The 13,789-nt window shown below is 72.0% G+C and carries 18 protein-coding genes and 1 tRNA gene; 3 read left to right on the top strand and 16 right to left on the bottom strand.

Annotated elements, in window-relative coordinates; all coding sequences use genetic code 11:
• The coding region (locus VH914_06685; GenBank protein HEX4490875.1) for an amidohydrolase at positions 1–253 on the top strand (253 nt) is incomplete at its 5' end.
• A 70-nt stretch (positions 254–323) separates the two neighbouring features.
• Here the strand turns inward: VH914_06685 and VH914_06680 are convergent.
• The 10 genes from VH914_06680 to VH914_06635 all read right to left on the bottom strand — a co-directional run bounded on the left by VH914_06680 (position 324) and on the right by VH914_06635 (position 7,000).
• Positions 324–872, bottom strand: a complete 549-nt coding sequence (locus tag VH914_06680) for a LytR C-terminal domain-containing protein (protein HEX4490874.1) — start codon at positions 870–872, stop codon at positions 324–326.
• Between the two features lie 73 nt (positions 873–945).
• On the bottom strand, positions 946–1,224 hold the full coding sequence (locus VH914_06675; protein ID HEX4490873.1) for a DUF3263 domain-containing protein: 279 nt from the start codon (positions 1,222–1,224) through the stop codon (positions 946–948).
• 119 nt (positions 1,225–1,343) lie between these two features.
• Positions 1,344–1,416 (bottom strand) — tRNA-Thr (locus VH914_06670).
• A 12-nt stretch (positions 1,417–1,428) separates the two neighbouring features.
• On the bottom strand, positions 1,429–2,187 hold the full coding sequence (rlmB, locus tag VH914_06665; protein HEX4490872.1) for a 23S rRNA (guanosine(2251)-2'-O)-methyltransferase RlmB: 759 nt from the start codon (positions 2,185–2,187) through the stop codon (positions 1,429–1,431).
• A complete protein-coding gene (gene cysS / locus VH914_06660) occupies positions 2,184–3,548 on the bottom strand; it encodes a cysteine--tRNA ligase (GenBank protein HEX4490871.1) in 1,365 nt (454 codons plus the stop codon). Before cysS ends, rlmB begins: the two co-directional genes overlap by 4 nt.
• Before the next feature lie 166 nt (positions 3,549–3,714).
• Positions 3,715–4,209: a 2-C-methyl-D-erythritol 2,4-cyclodiphosphate synthase gene (gene ispF, locus VH914_06655; GenBank protein ID HEX4490870.1), complete on the bottom strand. Its 495-nt coding sequence runs from the start codon at positions 4,207–4,209 to the stop codon at positions 3,715–3,717.
• Positions 4,206–4,838: a 2-C-methyl-D-erythritol 4-phosphate cytidylyltransferase gene (gene ispD / locus VH914_06650; protein HEX4490869.1), complete on the bottom strand. Its 633-nt coding sequence runs from the start codon at positions 4,836–4,838 to the stop codon at positions 4,206–4,208. The genes ispF and ispD overlap by 4 nt, the downstream gene beginning before the upstream one ends.
• A gap of 45 nt (positions 4,839–4,883) precedes the next feature.
• Positions 4,884–5,957 (bottom strand): PIN domain-containing protein, encoded by a 1,074-nt coding sequence (locus tag VH914_06645; protein ID HEX4490868.1) that lies wholly within the window; start codon positions 5,955–5,957, stop codon positions 4,884–4,886.
• Between the two features lie 255 nt (positions 5,958–6,212).
• Positions 6,213–6,602: a hypothetical protein gene (locus VH914_06640; GenBank protein ID HEX4490867.1), complete on the bottom strand. Its 390-nt coding sequence runs from the start codon at positions 6,600–6,602 to the stop codon at positions 6,213–6,215.
• Positions 6,602–7,000 (bottom strand): hypothetical protein, encoded by a 399-nt coding sequence (locus tag VH914_06635; protein ID HEX4490866.1) that lies wholly within the window; start codon positions 6,998–7,000, stop codon positions 6,602–6,604. The genes VH914_06640 and VH914_06635 overlap by 1 nt, the downstream gene beginning before the upstream one ends.
• Positions 7,001–7,275: 275 nt before the next feature.
• On the opposite strand from VH914_06635, the gene VH914_06630 reads away from it, so the two are divergent.
• The gene (locus VH914_06630) at positions 7,276–7,941 is read left to right on the top strand and encodes a Crp/Fnr family transcriptional regulator (protein HEX4490865.1); all 666 of its coding nucleotides are present in this window, start codon (positions 7,276–7,278) and stop codon (positions 7,939–7,941) included.
• Positions 7,942–7,972: 31 nt separating this feature from the next.
• On the opposite strand, the gene VH914_06625 is transcribed toward VH914_06630, so the two are convergent.
• From VH914_06625 to radA, 3 genes are all read right to left on the bottom strand, one after another.
• Positions 7,973–8,710: a dienelactone hydrolase family protein gene (locus VH914_06625; protein HEX4490864.1), complete on the bottom strand. Its 738-nt coding sequence runs from the start codon at positions 8,708–8,710 to the stop codon at positions 7,973–7,975.
• A gap of 100 nt (positions 8,711–8,810) precedes the next feature.
• Positions 8,811–9,881 (bottom strand): DNA integrity scanning diadenylate cyclase DisA, encoded by a 1,071-nt coding sequence (gene disA / locus VH914_06620; GenBank protein ID HEX4490863.1) that lies wholly within the window; start codon positions 9,879–9,881, stop codon positions 8,811–8,813.
• Positions 9,882–9,965: 84 nt separating this feature from the next.
• Positions 9,966–11,342 carry a DNA repair protein RadA gene (gene radA / locus VH914_06615; protein HEX4490862.1) on the bottom strand — a complete coding sequence of 459 codons (1,377 nt, stop codon included), beginning with the start codon at positions 11,340–11,342 and terminating at the stop codon, positions 9,966–9,968.
• A 69-nt stretch (positions 11,343–11,411) separates the two neighbouring features.
• On the opposite strand from radA, the gene VH914_06610 reads away from it, so the two are divergent.
• Positions 11,412–12,023, top strand: coding sequence for an HAD family hydrolase (locus tag VH914_06610; protein ID HEX4490861.1), 612 nt, complete (start codon positions 11,412–11,414; stop codon positions 12,021–12,023).
• A 3-nt stretch (positions 12,024–12,026) separates the two neighbouring features.
• On the opposite strand, the gene VH914_06605 is transcribed toward VH914_06610, so the two are convergent.
• The 3 genes from VH914_06605 to VH914_06595 are packed head-to-tail and all read right to left on the bottom strand — an operon-like array spanning position 12,027 to position 13,778.
• Positions 12,027–12,608, bottom strand: a complete 582-nt coding sequence (locus tag VH914_06605; protein HEX4490860.1) for a hypothetical protein — start codon at positions 12,606–12,608, stop codon at positions 12,027–12,029.
• 52 nt (positions 12,609–12,660) lie between these two features.
• Positions 12,661–13,032, bottom strand: coding sequence for a hypothetical protein (locus tag VH914_06600; GenBank protein HEX4490859.1), 372 nt, complete (start codon positions 13,030–13,032; stop codon positions 12,661–12,663).
• Complete coding sequence (locus VH914_06595) at positions 13,032–13,778, bottom strand: hypothetical protein (protein ID HEX4490858.1); 747 nt, start codon at positions 13,776–13,778, stop codon at positions 13,032–13,034. The genes VH914_06600 and VH914_06595 overlap by 1 nt, the downstream gene beginning before the upstream one ends.
• Positions 13,779–13,789 lie beyond the last annotated feature (11 nt).

Genomic DNA, 13,789 nt, shown 5'->3' with positions numbered 1-13,789 from the left:
CGGACGGCGCTACGGCGACGGCGACATCACGTTCTCGACCGACATGGGGAACGTCTCGCTCGCGATGCCGTCGATCCATCCGTGCATCGGCATCGAGACGGCGGGCGCGGTGAACCACCAGCCCGAGTTCGCCGCCGCGTGCATCAACGCGTCGGCCGACCGCGCCGTCGTCGAAGGTGCGCTCGCGCTCGCGTTGACCGCGATCCGCGCCGCCGCGCCGGGTGCGTTGCGCGACCGGCTGCTGACCGCCTGATCGGCCGGGTCACTCTGCGGCCGGACGCGTCGGGGAGGGCGAAGCGTGCGAGCCCGACCGGAGCAGACCGTCAGCCGCTGCCGACGAGCACGACGCAGTCGTAACCGGCTGCGCCCGTGGCCGCGTCCGCGGTGAGCGGACCCGACAAGGTGCTCGGACCGAGCAGCTGGACGATCTTGGCCTGCTCGCGCGTGAGGTTCGGTAGGCAGAGCACCTTCTCGCCGGTGATCTTCGACGCGTTGTCGGTGGGCGTGCCCTGGTTCGTGTAGCCCGAGTTCTTCAGGTTCGTCGACACGTTGCCTGCCGACCCGGTGGGCGCGCCTGCGTTCAGCACCAGCAGGCGCACCTGCGCGGCCGTCTTCTGCGGTGTCGACGCCTTCGTGGTCGACGTCGTCGAGCGCTTCGGTGTCGTGGTCGACGTCGTGGTCGACGTGCTCGAGATCGTCGTGCGCGCGCCGACGGGACCGGTCTTGCCGGGGTCGACGATCTGGAGCAGCACGATGCCGACGATCACCGCGAGGGCGATCAACATCGCGCCCTTCGCCGTCTGACTCTTGAGGCCGTCGGGCAGGCTCGGACCCCCCGAGAAGCCTCCCGGCCGAGCGCCGCGATCCGCCATGGACCCCATTCTTACGCGCAACCCACGGCGGAGCCGGGGTTCTTCGTTCCGTGCGCGCGCGTGTGCAGCGCGATCAGCGCGGGCCGGCCGGTGCGCGCGGACCCGCCGGCGCGCGGCGACCTTCGATGCGACTCCGACGGCGCTCCTCGCGCAGTCGCCGGAGGCGGAGCACGGTGAGCGGGTCGTGGTCGTACGCATCCCGGCGCGCGATGAGCGCGCTGAGGGCGCGGTAGTAGGTCGTGGGCGAGACGCCGAAGCGCTCGCGGATCGCGGGCTCCTTGGGGCCGGGCACCACGGCGCACTCCCGCTCGAAGTCGAGGATGTCGATCTCCCGATCCGCGAGGGTGTCCATCGGAGGAAGATGCTGGCCGCGGCGGGCGCGAATTACAAGCATTTCGGAGGGTGCGCAGCTCGCCACGCTCTGTGAACTCTCGACCGTCGGTCGAGCCTGCGTCTCGGTCGGTCGGACGGAGCCGGGTGTCGGACTCGAACCGACGACCTGCTGTTTACAAGACAGCTGCTCTACCAGCTGAGCTAACCCGGCGGACGCTCGAGCCTAGGACGCGCCCGCGATCGCTCTCAGCCGTGCGATCTCGTGGCACGCAACCGCGGTTGCGGCGGCGACGTTGAGCGACTCGATCGCGCCGCGCATCGGGATCGAGACGAGCACGTCACAGCGCCGGCGCGTAAGCGACGCGAGCCCGCTCCCCTCGGCGCCGAGCACGAGCGCGAGCGGATCGGTCGCGAACGGCAGGTCGGTGACCGTCGCCGGCGCGTCGCCGTCGAGCCCCGCGCACCACACGCCCGCGCGCTTGGCGCGCTCCAGCGCGGCGGGGATGCCGCCGACGAGCGCGAACGGCACGTGCTCGATCGCGCCGGCCGCGGTCTTCGCGGCGGCGGCGTTCACCGGCGCGCGCCGGTGTTTCCCGAGCACGATCCCGGTCGCGCCCGCGGTTTCGGCGGCGCGCACGATCGCGCCGAGATTGCGCGGGTCGGTGACACCGTCGAGCACGACGAGGAACGCCGCGGGATTCGCGAGCAGGTCGTCGAAGTCGTGCGCGCGCAGCGGATCGGCAGTTGCGACGACGCCTTGCGGCGCGTCCGTGTGCGCGGCCGCGCGCAACCGATCGGGCGGCACGGTCTGGAGCCGCGATCCCGCGGCAGCGACGATCGCGTCGATCGTGTCGTCGCGGTCGAGACCCGCGGCGAGCAGGACGCTCCGGACGTTGCGCGTCCGCGCGCGCAACAGCTCGAGCACCGCGCGGCGGCCCTCGACCTCCGCGCCGCCGATCTCGGCTGTGTTGGCGGCGCTCACCGGTGCCAGGTCGTGCCCGACGGACCGTCCTCGAGCGTGACGCCCTGCGCCTGCAGCTCGGCGCGGATGCGGTCGGCCTCGGCGAAATCGCGCCCCGCCCGAGCTGCGTTGCGGGCCGCGACGAGCGCGTCGATCGCGGTGTCGGCCCCGCCCGATTCGCCACCGTCGTCGATCGTCAGACCGAACGCGCCGCACAGCTCGCGCACGGTCGCGAGCAGGCTCGCGGTCTCCGCAGCGTCGCCCCCGTCGAGCGCGGTGTTTGCGCGCCGCACCAGATCGAACACGTACGCGAGCGCGGCGGGCGCGTCGAAGTCGTCGTCCATCGCCGCGCAGAAGGGTTCGATGTCATCGACCGCGCCGGGCTCGATACCGGCGACGCGCGCGCGCCGGAAGAGCGCGTCGAGCCGGTCGACGGCCTTGCCGGCGTCCGACAGCTCCTTGTCGGCGATCTCGAGCTGCTTGCGGTAGTGGGTCTGCAGCACGAGCAGACGGAACGCGCGCGGCCCGTGCCGATCGAGCGCGTCGGAGAGGTCCAGGAAGTTGCCGAGCGACTTCGACATCTTCTCGCGACCCACCATCACCATGCCCGAGTGAATCCAGTGCCGCGCGAAGGCGTGGCCCGCGCCCTCGGCCTGCGCGCGCTCGTTCTCGTGATGCGGGAACACGAGGTCGTCGCCGCCGCCGTGGATGTCGAACGCCTCGCCGAGGATCTCGAGCGACATCGCCGAGCACTCGATGTGCCAGCCCGGCCGACCCGCGCCCCACGGCGACTGCCATTCCGGCTCCCCAGGCTTCGCGGCTTTCCAGAGCGCGAAGTCGAGCGGGCTGCGCTTCTCCTCGTCGATGTCGACGCGCGCGCCGGCGCCCTCGAGCAGGTCCTCCGTGCGCCGGTGCGACAGCGCGCCGTAGTCGGGCAGCGTCGAGACTTCGAAGTACACGCCCTGACCCTCGATCACGTACGCGCGCCCGGCGTCGACGAGCTCGCCGATGAGCCGCTGCATCTGGGCGACGAACTCGGTCGCGTGCGGCATGTCGTCGGGCCGGATGACGTCGAGCCGGTCGAGCTGCTCCCAGTACGCGGACTCGTACGTGTGCGCGAGCTCGGACTCCGTCGTGTTCCGCTCGTGCGCTCGGCGGATGATCTTGTCCTCGATGTCGGTGATGTTGCTGACGTACGTGACCTGCTCGCCGCGCCAGCGCAGATAGCGGCGGATCACGTCGAAGACGACGGCCGTACGACCGTGACCGACGTGGGGCACGTCGTAGACGGTCGGGCCGCAGACGTACATCGAGACCTGGCCGGTCTGGCGCGGAACGAAGTCGACCTTGGCGCGCGCGGCCGTGTCGAAGATCCGCAGCATGACGAGCGAGGCTACGCCGTCTGGTCGCGCTCGCTCGCCGACGGGGATACCCGTCGGCGACCCTGCGGGGGCGCTCACCGCTCCGTGACGCGGGATCGGAGCGGGTGAGGTCGCTCGCTCGCTTCGCTCGCCGCTCTCGCGCGCACGAGGTGGGAGCGACGTCGGTTCAGCCGCGATCCAACAGCGCGACGGCCCACACCGCGATGCCCTCGGAACGGCCGATCGCGCCGATGCCTTCGCCCCGCTTGGGCTTCACGCTCACGTGGATGCCGTCGCCGAGGGGCTCGGCCGCGGGCGTGAGCGCGTCGCGGAGATTGGCGACGATCGCATCGAGATGTGGCGCGAGCCTCGGGATCTCCGCCGCGATCACGACGTCGACGTTTCCGATCCACCAACCCGCGGCGCGCACCCGCTGCGCGACGTCGCGCAGCAGCTCGATCGACGACGCGCCCTGCCAGCGGTCGTCGCTCGCCGGGAAGAGCGTGCCGAGATCGGGCAGCCCGGACGCGCCGAGCACTGCGTCGGCGACCGCGTGCGCGACCGCGTCGGCATCCGAGTGGCCGGCGAGGCCCGGACCGTCGAGCGTCACCCCGCCGAGCACCAGCGGACCGTTGCCGCCGAAAGGATGGATGTCGTACCCGTTGCCGACGCGTGTTCTCATGCGACCTCGATCAGTCCGGCGGCGATCTCGAGGTCGTCGGGCACGGTGATCTTCAGGTTGCGCGGCTCCCCCGCGACGACGCGCACGTCGCCGCCCCCTTGCTCGACCAGCACCGCATCGTCGCTGCCATCGGCTCCCGACGCGTGCGCGCGGCGGAGCGCGTCGGCGCGGAACGCCTGCGGCGTCTGCACGACGACGAGTCCTTCGCGCGACACGGTCTCGAGCACGCGTTCGCCGGCGACGCGCTTCACGGTGTCGGTAATTTCGAGCGCGGGAATCGCGGCGTCGGCGCCGGCGCGCACCGCGGCGATCACCGACGCGAACAGCACACGCGACGCAAGCGGGCGCGCCGCGTCGTGCACGACGACGATCTCGGCGTCGTCGGCAACCGCCGCGAGCCCGGCGCGTACCGATGCCGCGCGCGTCTCGCCGCCCGCGACCGCGCGTACCGGCGACGCGGGCTGCCAGCCCGACTCGGCGGGCAGCGCGACGACGACGTGGTCGCACGCGCGGGCGGTCGTCGCGATCGAACGCTCCAGCACGGTCACGCCGCCGAGCCGCGCGAACTGCTTCGCGGCGCCGAAGCGAGTGCCGCTCCCGCCCGCGACGACGATCCCCCAGACGCTCACCCGGTCAGTCTGCCGCGGGTCATCGCCCTCGCAGGGGCTGGTCGCTCAGGGTTTGTGCGCCGCGACGCGGTCGATGTGCTCGTCGACGCTCGTGAAGACGATACGGCCCATCGCGGTGGGCACGACCGAGGTCACCTGGAGCGAGACCTCGGGACCGCCGACGAGCGAGACGCCGCCATTCACGACGACCATCGAGCCGTCCTCGAGCTGACCGACACCCTGGTCGCGCTCGCGGCCCCGCTTGTTGACGAAGACGCGCACGAAGTCGCCGGGCATGATCGTGGGCGCGAGCTCGACCGCGAGCCGGCGCAGGTTCACGGTGACGACGCCCTGGAGCTCCGCGATGCGCGCGAGCGCGGCGTCGTTCGTGAGCAGCCGCAACTCGAGGCGGCGGGCGAGCGCGGCGAGCTTGGCGTCGACGTCGGCCATCTCGGGCACCTCGTCGTCGACGACGTAGACGCGGACGGGTCCGTCGCGCTTGATGACCTCGAGCGTCTCGAGGCCGCGGTGCGCACGGCGCGCCTTGGTGTCGTCGGATCCGTCGGCGAAGCCCTGCACCTCCGAGAGGACGAAGTGCGGGACCATGAGGTCTCCGCCGAGCAGACCCGCGCGCGCGAGGCCGAGCAGCTGACCGTCCATGATCACCGAGGAGTCGAGTAGCAGTCCGTCGTGCGCGTCGTATGCCTGGGCGCGCACCAGCGGCCGGCTCGACAGGCCGAGCATCTCGAACATCGCGGCGCTGCGCGCACCGACGACGCGGAAGCCGAGCCACAGCGAGATCCACACGAGCAGTCCCGCGAGCGCGATGCCGAGCCCGTCGGGCACGAGCACCACGATCGGGATACCGATGAGCAGCGAGACCATGCCGCCACCGAAGGCGCCGAGCGCGCCGGCGACGACCTGGGCGGCCGGGAGCCGCGCGGCGCGGCGCTCCGCGGCGCCGAGCGCGCGGTCGAGCAGGCGGCCGACGACACCACCGCCGACGTAGCCCGCGAGACAGCCGAGCATCCCGCCGAGACCCTCGAGACCCGAGCCGGTCGCGCCGAAGCTGCGGGCGACCCAGAACCCCGCGGCCGTCCCGAGGACGACCATGAAGAGCCGCACGCCTTCGACGAACATTTGCCTGCCTGCCCTTGAGTCGGTCGTCTCACGGACGGCCGTCACGGCCCGCCCGTCGGGCTCGTCACCCTCCTGTCGGCCGCTCGGGGCGGGAACTGAATGCCGGGTCAGGACGGGTTCAGGCCGTTCCCGCCCGCGCCGGCGGCCCACCCGAACCGGCAACCGAGGCGTCGGGAAGGGCGACGCTTCCGAGCCCGAAAAAACGGGGGACCCCTGAGGGATCCCCCGTTCTCGGCATGGGTGGCCCGGCGGCCCCTAGAAGCCCAGGAGCACCGTGGACGGGTCCGCGGGATCGACCCACACCGGGATCGTCGTGCCCGGCGCAACCAGGCCCAGTTGGGCCTGGGGCACGATCTGGGTGACCTTGGCCGGGTAGGGGGGCTGACCGGCGCGGGTCACGAGCAGGTCGACCTCGATCATCGGCTGGAAGTTCATCTGCGTGCCGGTGTCACGCGACGCCACGACCTGGGCGTCGGCGCGCTCGCCGCTCGTGCCCAGATGCGTCGCCGCGGTCTGCTGGGCCATGAACTGCGTGGCCGCCGCCATGCGCTCCTTGCCGGCGCGCATCTGGGCACCCGGATCGAACGTCTTGTCGATCTCGTTGGCCTGCTGCTTCAGCGCGTGGATGTCCTTGAGGAAGCCCATCAGAGCGCGACCGAGGACTGGTAGAGCGAGCCGTACTGCGTCGACAGACCCATGTTGCTCTTCATGCGTGCGTTCCAGCCGTCGTACGCCGCCTGCCACGCCGCGGTGGTGTGGCCGTTGCTCGCGAGGAAGGCGTCGAGCTCGGCGCCCTGGAGCTTGCGGGTCCCGACCGACTTGGCGAGCTGCGCGTAGCGCTCGAGCGAGATGCCGTCGATCGCCTCGAGGTCGGCGGCCGAGACGCTGGCGGCCGCGCCCGCGGCGCCGAGGCCGCCGACCATCTGCTGCTGCGCGGCCGCGTACGCCTGGGCCTGATCACCGAGCTCGCGGGCCTGGGCGATCATGCCCGGCGCTTCGTGGACGGTGTTCTTCAGGTCCTTCATCTGCTTCAGGAAACCCATGGTGTGCTCCTCGGGTGGGGGTGAACTGGTCTCTCTGCACCGCAGCATCGGCGATTCGCCTTGTTCGCGATTGAGTAGTCGCTACCTATTTTTTTTTGGTCGCACTCGCTGCGCTCGCCGCTCCGGACGCCTCAGGTTTCGACTCGGGCAGGCCGCAACGCGACCCGCCCGGACCTGCGGGAACGCTCGTGTCCGCGGACGGGCTCGACGGCGGGGCGCGGCTCGGCCGAGACTGCAGACCGGGCGTCGCCCCCGACACGCACGAGGAGGTGGGTATGCAGGTCCGTCGCGCAGAGGACCCCACCGAGCCGTTTGCCGCGCTGCCGCGCGCGCTCGCCGAGCAGCTCGCGTCGCGGGCCACGACCCGCCGCTACCGCCGCGGCGACTACATCTGCCACGCGGGCGAGACCGCGACCCGCCTGTTCATCGTGCAGTCGGGACGGATCGCGATCGCCGTGCGCTCGCGCGACGGGAGGGAGTCGGTCGCCGCAGTGCTCGGTCCCCGATCGCTCTTCGGCGAGCTGCCGTTCTTCGACGGCGAGCCCCGCTCCTCCGACGCGCGGGCGCTCACTCCGGTCGTGCTCTCGGAGATCGAGTACGAGGCGGTGCGCGCGGTCGTCGACCAGCAGCCGAGCCTCCTGTGGGACGTCACGCTCATCCTCACGCGCCGCCTGCGCGCCACCGACGAGGCGCTGGCCGACGCGATGTTCCTCGACGTCACCGGCCGGACCGCGAAGCGCATCCTCCAGATCGCGGGTGCCGACGACGAGTTCTCGTTGCCGGTCACACAGGAGGAGCTCGCGGCGATGGTCGGCGCGTCGCGCGAGCGCGTGAACAAGGCGATTGCGACGTTCGTACGCCTGGGCTGGCTGCAGGTCTCCTCGCGGACGCGCTATCGAATCCTCGACCGCGCCGAGCTCGAGGCCCGCACGTCGGTCTGATGCGACGCCTGACGTAACGGCGTGTGCGGCGTCAGCGCGGGGCGAGCCAGGCGAGCGCGCGGTCCCAGAGCACGGCCGCGTCGTCGGGGCGGTGCACCGGACGTTCCGGGTCGTGCACGAACCCGTGGTCCGCGCCGTCGATCACGACGATCTCGCAGTCGGCGCGCCCGGCCCACGCCGCGCGCAGCGCGTCGACGTCGGCCGGCGGGATCATCGCGTCGGCGGAGCCGAAGATCGCGAGCGTCGGACAGACGTCGGCGGCGGTGTCGAGCGCCGAGCGCATCCCGGGTCCTTCCCATCCCGACGGCAGGCGCGGCATCCCGTAGAACGCGACCGCGCGATCGAACCGATCCATCGCCGCAGCCTTGAGGGCGAACATCCCACCCATGCAGAACCCGAGCACGCCGACACTCGTGACACCGTCGTCGACCACCAACAGATCGGCGGCCGCCGAGAGGTCGCCGAGCACGTCGTCGTCTTCGAGCCCGGACGCCCATCCCATGCGCGTCGGCACGTCGCTCGCGGCGCGCTCGGCTTCGGTCTTGCGCGCGAAGGGCTCGATCATCGCGACGGCGAAGCCGTGTGACGCGATTCGCGACGCCATGTCGTCGAACAGCGGCCGGATACCCATGATGTCGGGGTGCAGCACGATGCCCGCGCGCGGCATGCCGTCGGGTCGCGCGTGCACGACGGGCACGGTTGCGTCACCGCGCGCGAGCGTGCGCCGCTCGAGCGAGGTCTCTTCCCGGCCGTTCCGCAGCTCCGCCACGGCCGCGGATCTTAGGAGCCCGTGAGGAACGCGCGGGTCGCTGGGCCGCCCGACTCGAAACCTGACCCGTCAGGAGCGGCGAGCGCAGCGAGCGCGACCGTCAGGCGTAGCGCTCCAGGATGGAGCTCTCGGCGATGCGCGACAGGCCGTCCTTGATGGCGCGGGCCCGCGCCTCGCCGACGCCTTCGACCTCGACCAGGTCGGCGATGCTCGCCCGCATCATCTTCGAGAGGTTCGAGAAGCGCTCGATGATGTGATCGACGATCGCATCGGGCAGCCGCGGGATCTTGGCCAGGAGGCGATAGCCGCGGGGCTGGATCGACGCGTCGAGGTCGATCTCGCGCGGCAGGTTGAAGACACCGGTGACCGCGCGCCCGTCGATGAGGTCGTCGTCGTCGACCTCGGCGAGCCGCGCGAGCACGGCGTCGAGGTCCTCGCTGTCGCGGGGCACGACGTAGTCGCGACACACCAGCCGCAGGTCGCTCTGTACGCCGACGACGAGCTCCTCGAGCTGCAGCTGCACGAGCCGGCCGTCCGCACCGAGCTCGATGACGTAGCCCTCGATCTCGTCGGCGATGCGGCGCACCATCTCGGCGCGCTGCACGGTCTCGGTGACGTCGCGCACGGTCACGAGGTCCTCGACCTCGAGCGCCGAGAGCGCGGCCGTGAGCCCGTCGAGCCGCGCCTTGTAGCGACCGAGGATCTGCAGTGCCTGGTCGGCGCGCGCCAGCACCCGCGGGATCGGCTCGAGCGTCTTCTTCGCGTTCCGCTGCCGGATCGTGACGACCGACATCTCCTCGCTGATCGCGATCACGGGCACGTCGATCTGGCGCGCGACCCGCTCGGCCGTACGGTGCCGCGTGCCCGTCTCCGACGTCGGGATGTCGGGGTCAGGGACGAGATGGACGTTGGCCCGCGCCACCCGCGACCCGTCGGCCGCGAGGATCACCGCGCCGTCCATCTTCGCCAGCTCCGAGAGCCGCTGGGGTGTGAACTCGGCGTCCAGGAGGAAGCCGCCCGAGCAGATGGCGAGCACCTCGGGACCGTCGCCGATGATGACGAGCGCGCCCATGTTGGCCTGCAGGATCCGGTCGATCCCCTCCCGCAGCGGCGTTCCCGGCGCGACCAAGCGCAGGGCGACGTGCAAGGCGTCCGATCGGAACTGAGCCAACGTCACCTCCGTGGGGGGCGCGCGCTCGCCCCTCGTGGAGCGCGCCGGGACGGGCGGCCGTACGGTACCAAGGATCGGCATCGTTCACTCCTGCCCGGACCGCGCCCCGAGGCCGTCGTCGGGGACCTCGAGGAGCAGCAACGCCCGGCCCACGTCGGCGACCCGATGGAGCCGGATGCCGGGCACTTCGGGGGTCGACGGGGGCACGACCGCACGCCGAAACCCGAGCCGGGCGGCCTCGGCGAGGCGGCGCGCGATCTGCGGTACCTGACGCAGCTCACCACCGAGACCGACCTCGCCGACGACCACCGTGTCGGCGGGTAGGCGCCGGTCGGAGTGGGCGCCGGCGACCGCCATCGCGATCGCGAGGTCGAGGCCGGGCTCGGCGACCCGCACCCCGCCCGCGACGTTCGCATAGACGTCGAACCCACCCAGCCCGACGCCCGCGCGCTCCTGCAGCACCGCGATGAGCAGCGACAGCCGGCCACCGTCGAGCGCCTGCGCGGCGCGGCGCGGCAGCGGCGCGTTCGTGCGCGTCACCAGCGCCTGCACCTCCACGAGCAGCGGGCGGGCGCCGTCGATCGCGGCCGCGACGATCGAGCCGGACGCGTCGCCGCGCCGCTCGGTGAGCAGCAACGAGCTCGCGTCGGGCACGCCGTGCAACCCGTCGTTCGACATCTCGAACACGCCGAGCTCGTCGGTCGGGCCGAAGCGGTGCTTCAACGCGCGCAGCGTCCGCACCCCGTGGTCGCGATCACCCTCGAACGAGAGCACCGTGTCGACGATGTGCTCGAGGACGCGCGGTCCGGCGATCGCGCCGTCTTTCGTGACGTGCCCGACGAGCACCGTCGCGACGCCGCTCTCCTTTGCGTATCGCACGAGCCGTTGCGCGCCGTCGCGCACCTGCGTGACCGATCCCGGCGCGCCGGGCCCGTCGGGGTCGTGCACGGTCTGGATGGAGTCGATCGCGACGACGTCGGGCGCGAGCGTCTCCGCCATCGCCAGGACGATCGGCAGCGACGTCTCCGCGACGATGAGTAGTCCCGGCGGCGGCACGCCGAGGCGGTCGGCGCGCCGGCGCACCTGCTCGACCGACTCCTCCGCGCTGACGAGCAACGTACGCGCGCCGCCGCGCGCGAGCTCTGCGAGCGCCTGCAGCAACAACGTCGACTTGCCGATGCCGGGCTCGCCCGCGAGCAGCGTGACCGAGCCCGCGACCAGCCCGCCGCCGAGCACCCGGTCGAGCTCACCGACAGCCGTCGCCCGCACCGGCGCGCCCGCCGGATCGACGTCGGCGAGCGGCTTCGGGATCCTGGGCAGCGAAGCCGGGCGGCCCTCGCCGACCGGCGGCAGCTGCTCGATCACCGATCCCCACTCGCCACAGTCGGGGCAGCGGCCCATCCACTTCGGCTGCTCCGCGCCGCAGGCTTCACAACGGTGGCGAACGCGTGTTCGGGTCATGCGGCCAACATAATCGGACCCTCGGACAGTGAACGCGGATCGCGCTGCCGTCGACGAGCATGGGCCGCCATGGCGCCGCTGGTGGTGGGGTTCGATCTCGACCTGACGCTCGTCGACCCGCGTCCCGGCGTGCGGGCCGCGTTCGACGCGCTCATCGCGGAGACGGGCGCGCCGATCGACGTCGACACGGTGCTCGGTCGGCTCGGTCCGCTGCTCGAGATCGAGCTGGCGTCGTGGGTTCCGGCCGATCGCGTCGACGATCTCGCGGCGCGGTACCGCGCGTTCTATCGCGAGGTCGGCGTGCCCGGTACGGAGCTGCTCCCCGGCGCGCGCGATGCGATCGCCGCCGTCCACGCGCGCGGTGGCCACACGCTCGTTGTCACCGCGAAGGAGGACCGCAACGCGCGCGCGTGCATCGAGCACGTCGGGATCGACGTCGACGTCGTGCTCGGCCTGCGCTACGGCGACGGCAAGGTGGACGCGTTGCGTGAGTACGCGGCGACGATCTACGTGGGCGACACGACGACCGACATCGAGAGCGGACGCGCGGCGGGGTGCACGACGGTCGGTGTCGCGTCGGGACCGCACTCGCAGGCGCAGCTCAAGTCGGCGGGTGCCGACATCGTGCTCGACTCGTTGCGCGACTTCCCGGCCTGGCTCGAGACCGCGCCCTCGCGCTGAGCGCTACGCGACCGAGAGCTGATCCAACGCCGCGCCGGTGATGCGCTTCACCTCGGCCGCGGTCGCGGGCCGGGCGCCAACCGCCACCCACGGCGCGCCCGGCGCGAGACACACGGTGAGCTCGCCGGCTTCGACCGGCCCGAACTGCAGGAGCGTCACCGTGCCCGGAGTCTGGCGGCTGCTGTGCAGCTCGACGGATCGTTGCCGGTAGTGATCACCCGACGAGAGGACGGTCTCACTCCCCGTCAGCCGCACCGAATCGGTGCGGCGATCGCTTTCCGAGCCGGTCCGGTACCGATGGCGCGTGTACTCGACGCCATTCGGATCCTCGCCGTAGCGCGTGTTCACGAGCTCACCCGCGATCACGGTCGACGCGAAGTCGAAGGGGTGGTCGTGCACCGGCGGGTCGCCCACGCAGCCCTCCGGATCCCAGACGTGGAGTCGGTACTCGCGCCGCTCGTCGAGTCGCAGCGAGAGCAGGCCGACGTTCTGCATCCGCCACGGGTAGTCGGCGGGATGCTCCAGGAGGTTGCGCACCAGCGTCTGGTCGAGCATGAGCGTCACGCGATCTCCTCGCACGGTCATTACCGGGTCGACTGTACCGCTGCGACCGAACGCCTGTTCGGCAGGCCGCGAGCTACTCCGCCGAGTTCTCGCCCGCGAGCGGGACCGCGAGCCAGCCGACCGGACCGTCGGTACCGACGGCGCCCGCGAGCACGGCGAGGTCGTCCGCGATCGCGGCTTCGTCGAACCCGGCGGCGTCCGACGCCACCGCCTCGCCTGTCACTTCGAGGCGCGCCTTGCCCCGCCACTTCACCGTCCGCACGGTGATGGTCCCCGCGTAGGAGTCGACGCCGCGCCCGATCACGGCGACCAGCACGCGGTGCATCGCGTCGACATCGCCGGCCTCGACGAACAGGCGCGGCATCTCCACGTCGACGATGCGCCCGTCGAGCCGGGGCTCGAGCGTGTCGAGCGCGGCGCGGATCTGCTCCAGCAGGTTCAGCATCACAACCGCCTGGTTCGACGTGCGTTCAGTGCCGCGGCGAGGAGCATCAACAGTCCGAGCAGCGCGGCGCCGGCCGCGATCACGAGCGCGAGCAGCCGGCCGAGGTGCGTGCTCGTGCGCGTGACCGACACTTCGCGCATCGAGCCCGGCTTCAGGTCGACCGCGCGGTGCGCGCCGTCGGGCAACGTGACGTCGACCGAGAGATCGAACGCGGTGCCGAGCTGTGACTGGAGTCCGCGGTCGAGCGCGTCGACGTCGACACCCGCCGCTCGCAACCGCGACGCGAGCTGTGCGTCGTCCGCGACGCCAAGCTTCAGTCCGCGCAGGTCTGCGAGCAGCGACACCGAATCGCGATCGCGGAGCAACGAACGCGAACGCGTCAGTCGCGCGTTCCGCAACGCGCCGTCGCGACCGTCGAGATCCGAGAGCACGGACGCAAGGCCCGAGGCGCCGCGGAACCCCTTCGTCAGCGCGATCGACGTGCCGCCATTCGCGCCGTTGCGCCACGAGCCGACCGACCAGCCGTGCGCTCGCAGATCGGACAAGGGCACGTTCGGTTGCGCCGTCGACGAACCCGCGAGCGCGACGCGCGCGGCGCGATCGAGCGTCACCGCGACGGTCACCGTGCCGCTGCCGTCGGGGTGGACGCGGATCGCAACCGATGCCGACGCGTGGCACGCGCCCAACATCAACGCGCCGAACGCGAGCGAGAGCGCGCCCAGTCGGCGCGCTCTCGTTCGAATCACACCCTGAAATT

This window comes from Acidimicrobiia bacterium (assembly GCA_036271555.1).
Taxonomy (GTDB): domain Bacteria; phylum Actinomycetota; class Acidimicrobiia; order IMCC26256; family PALSA-610; genus DATBAK01.
This window is presented reverse-complemented; position numbering and strand designations above follow the sequence as displayed.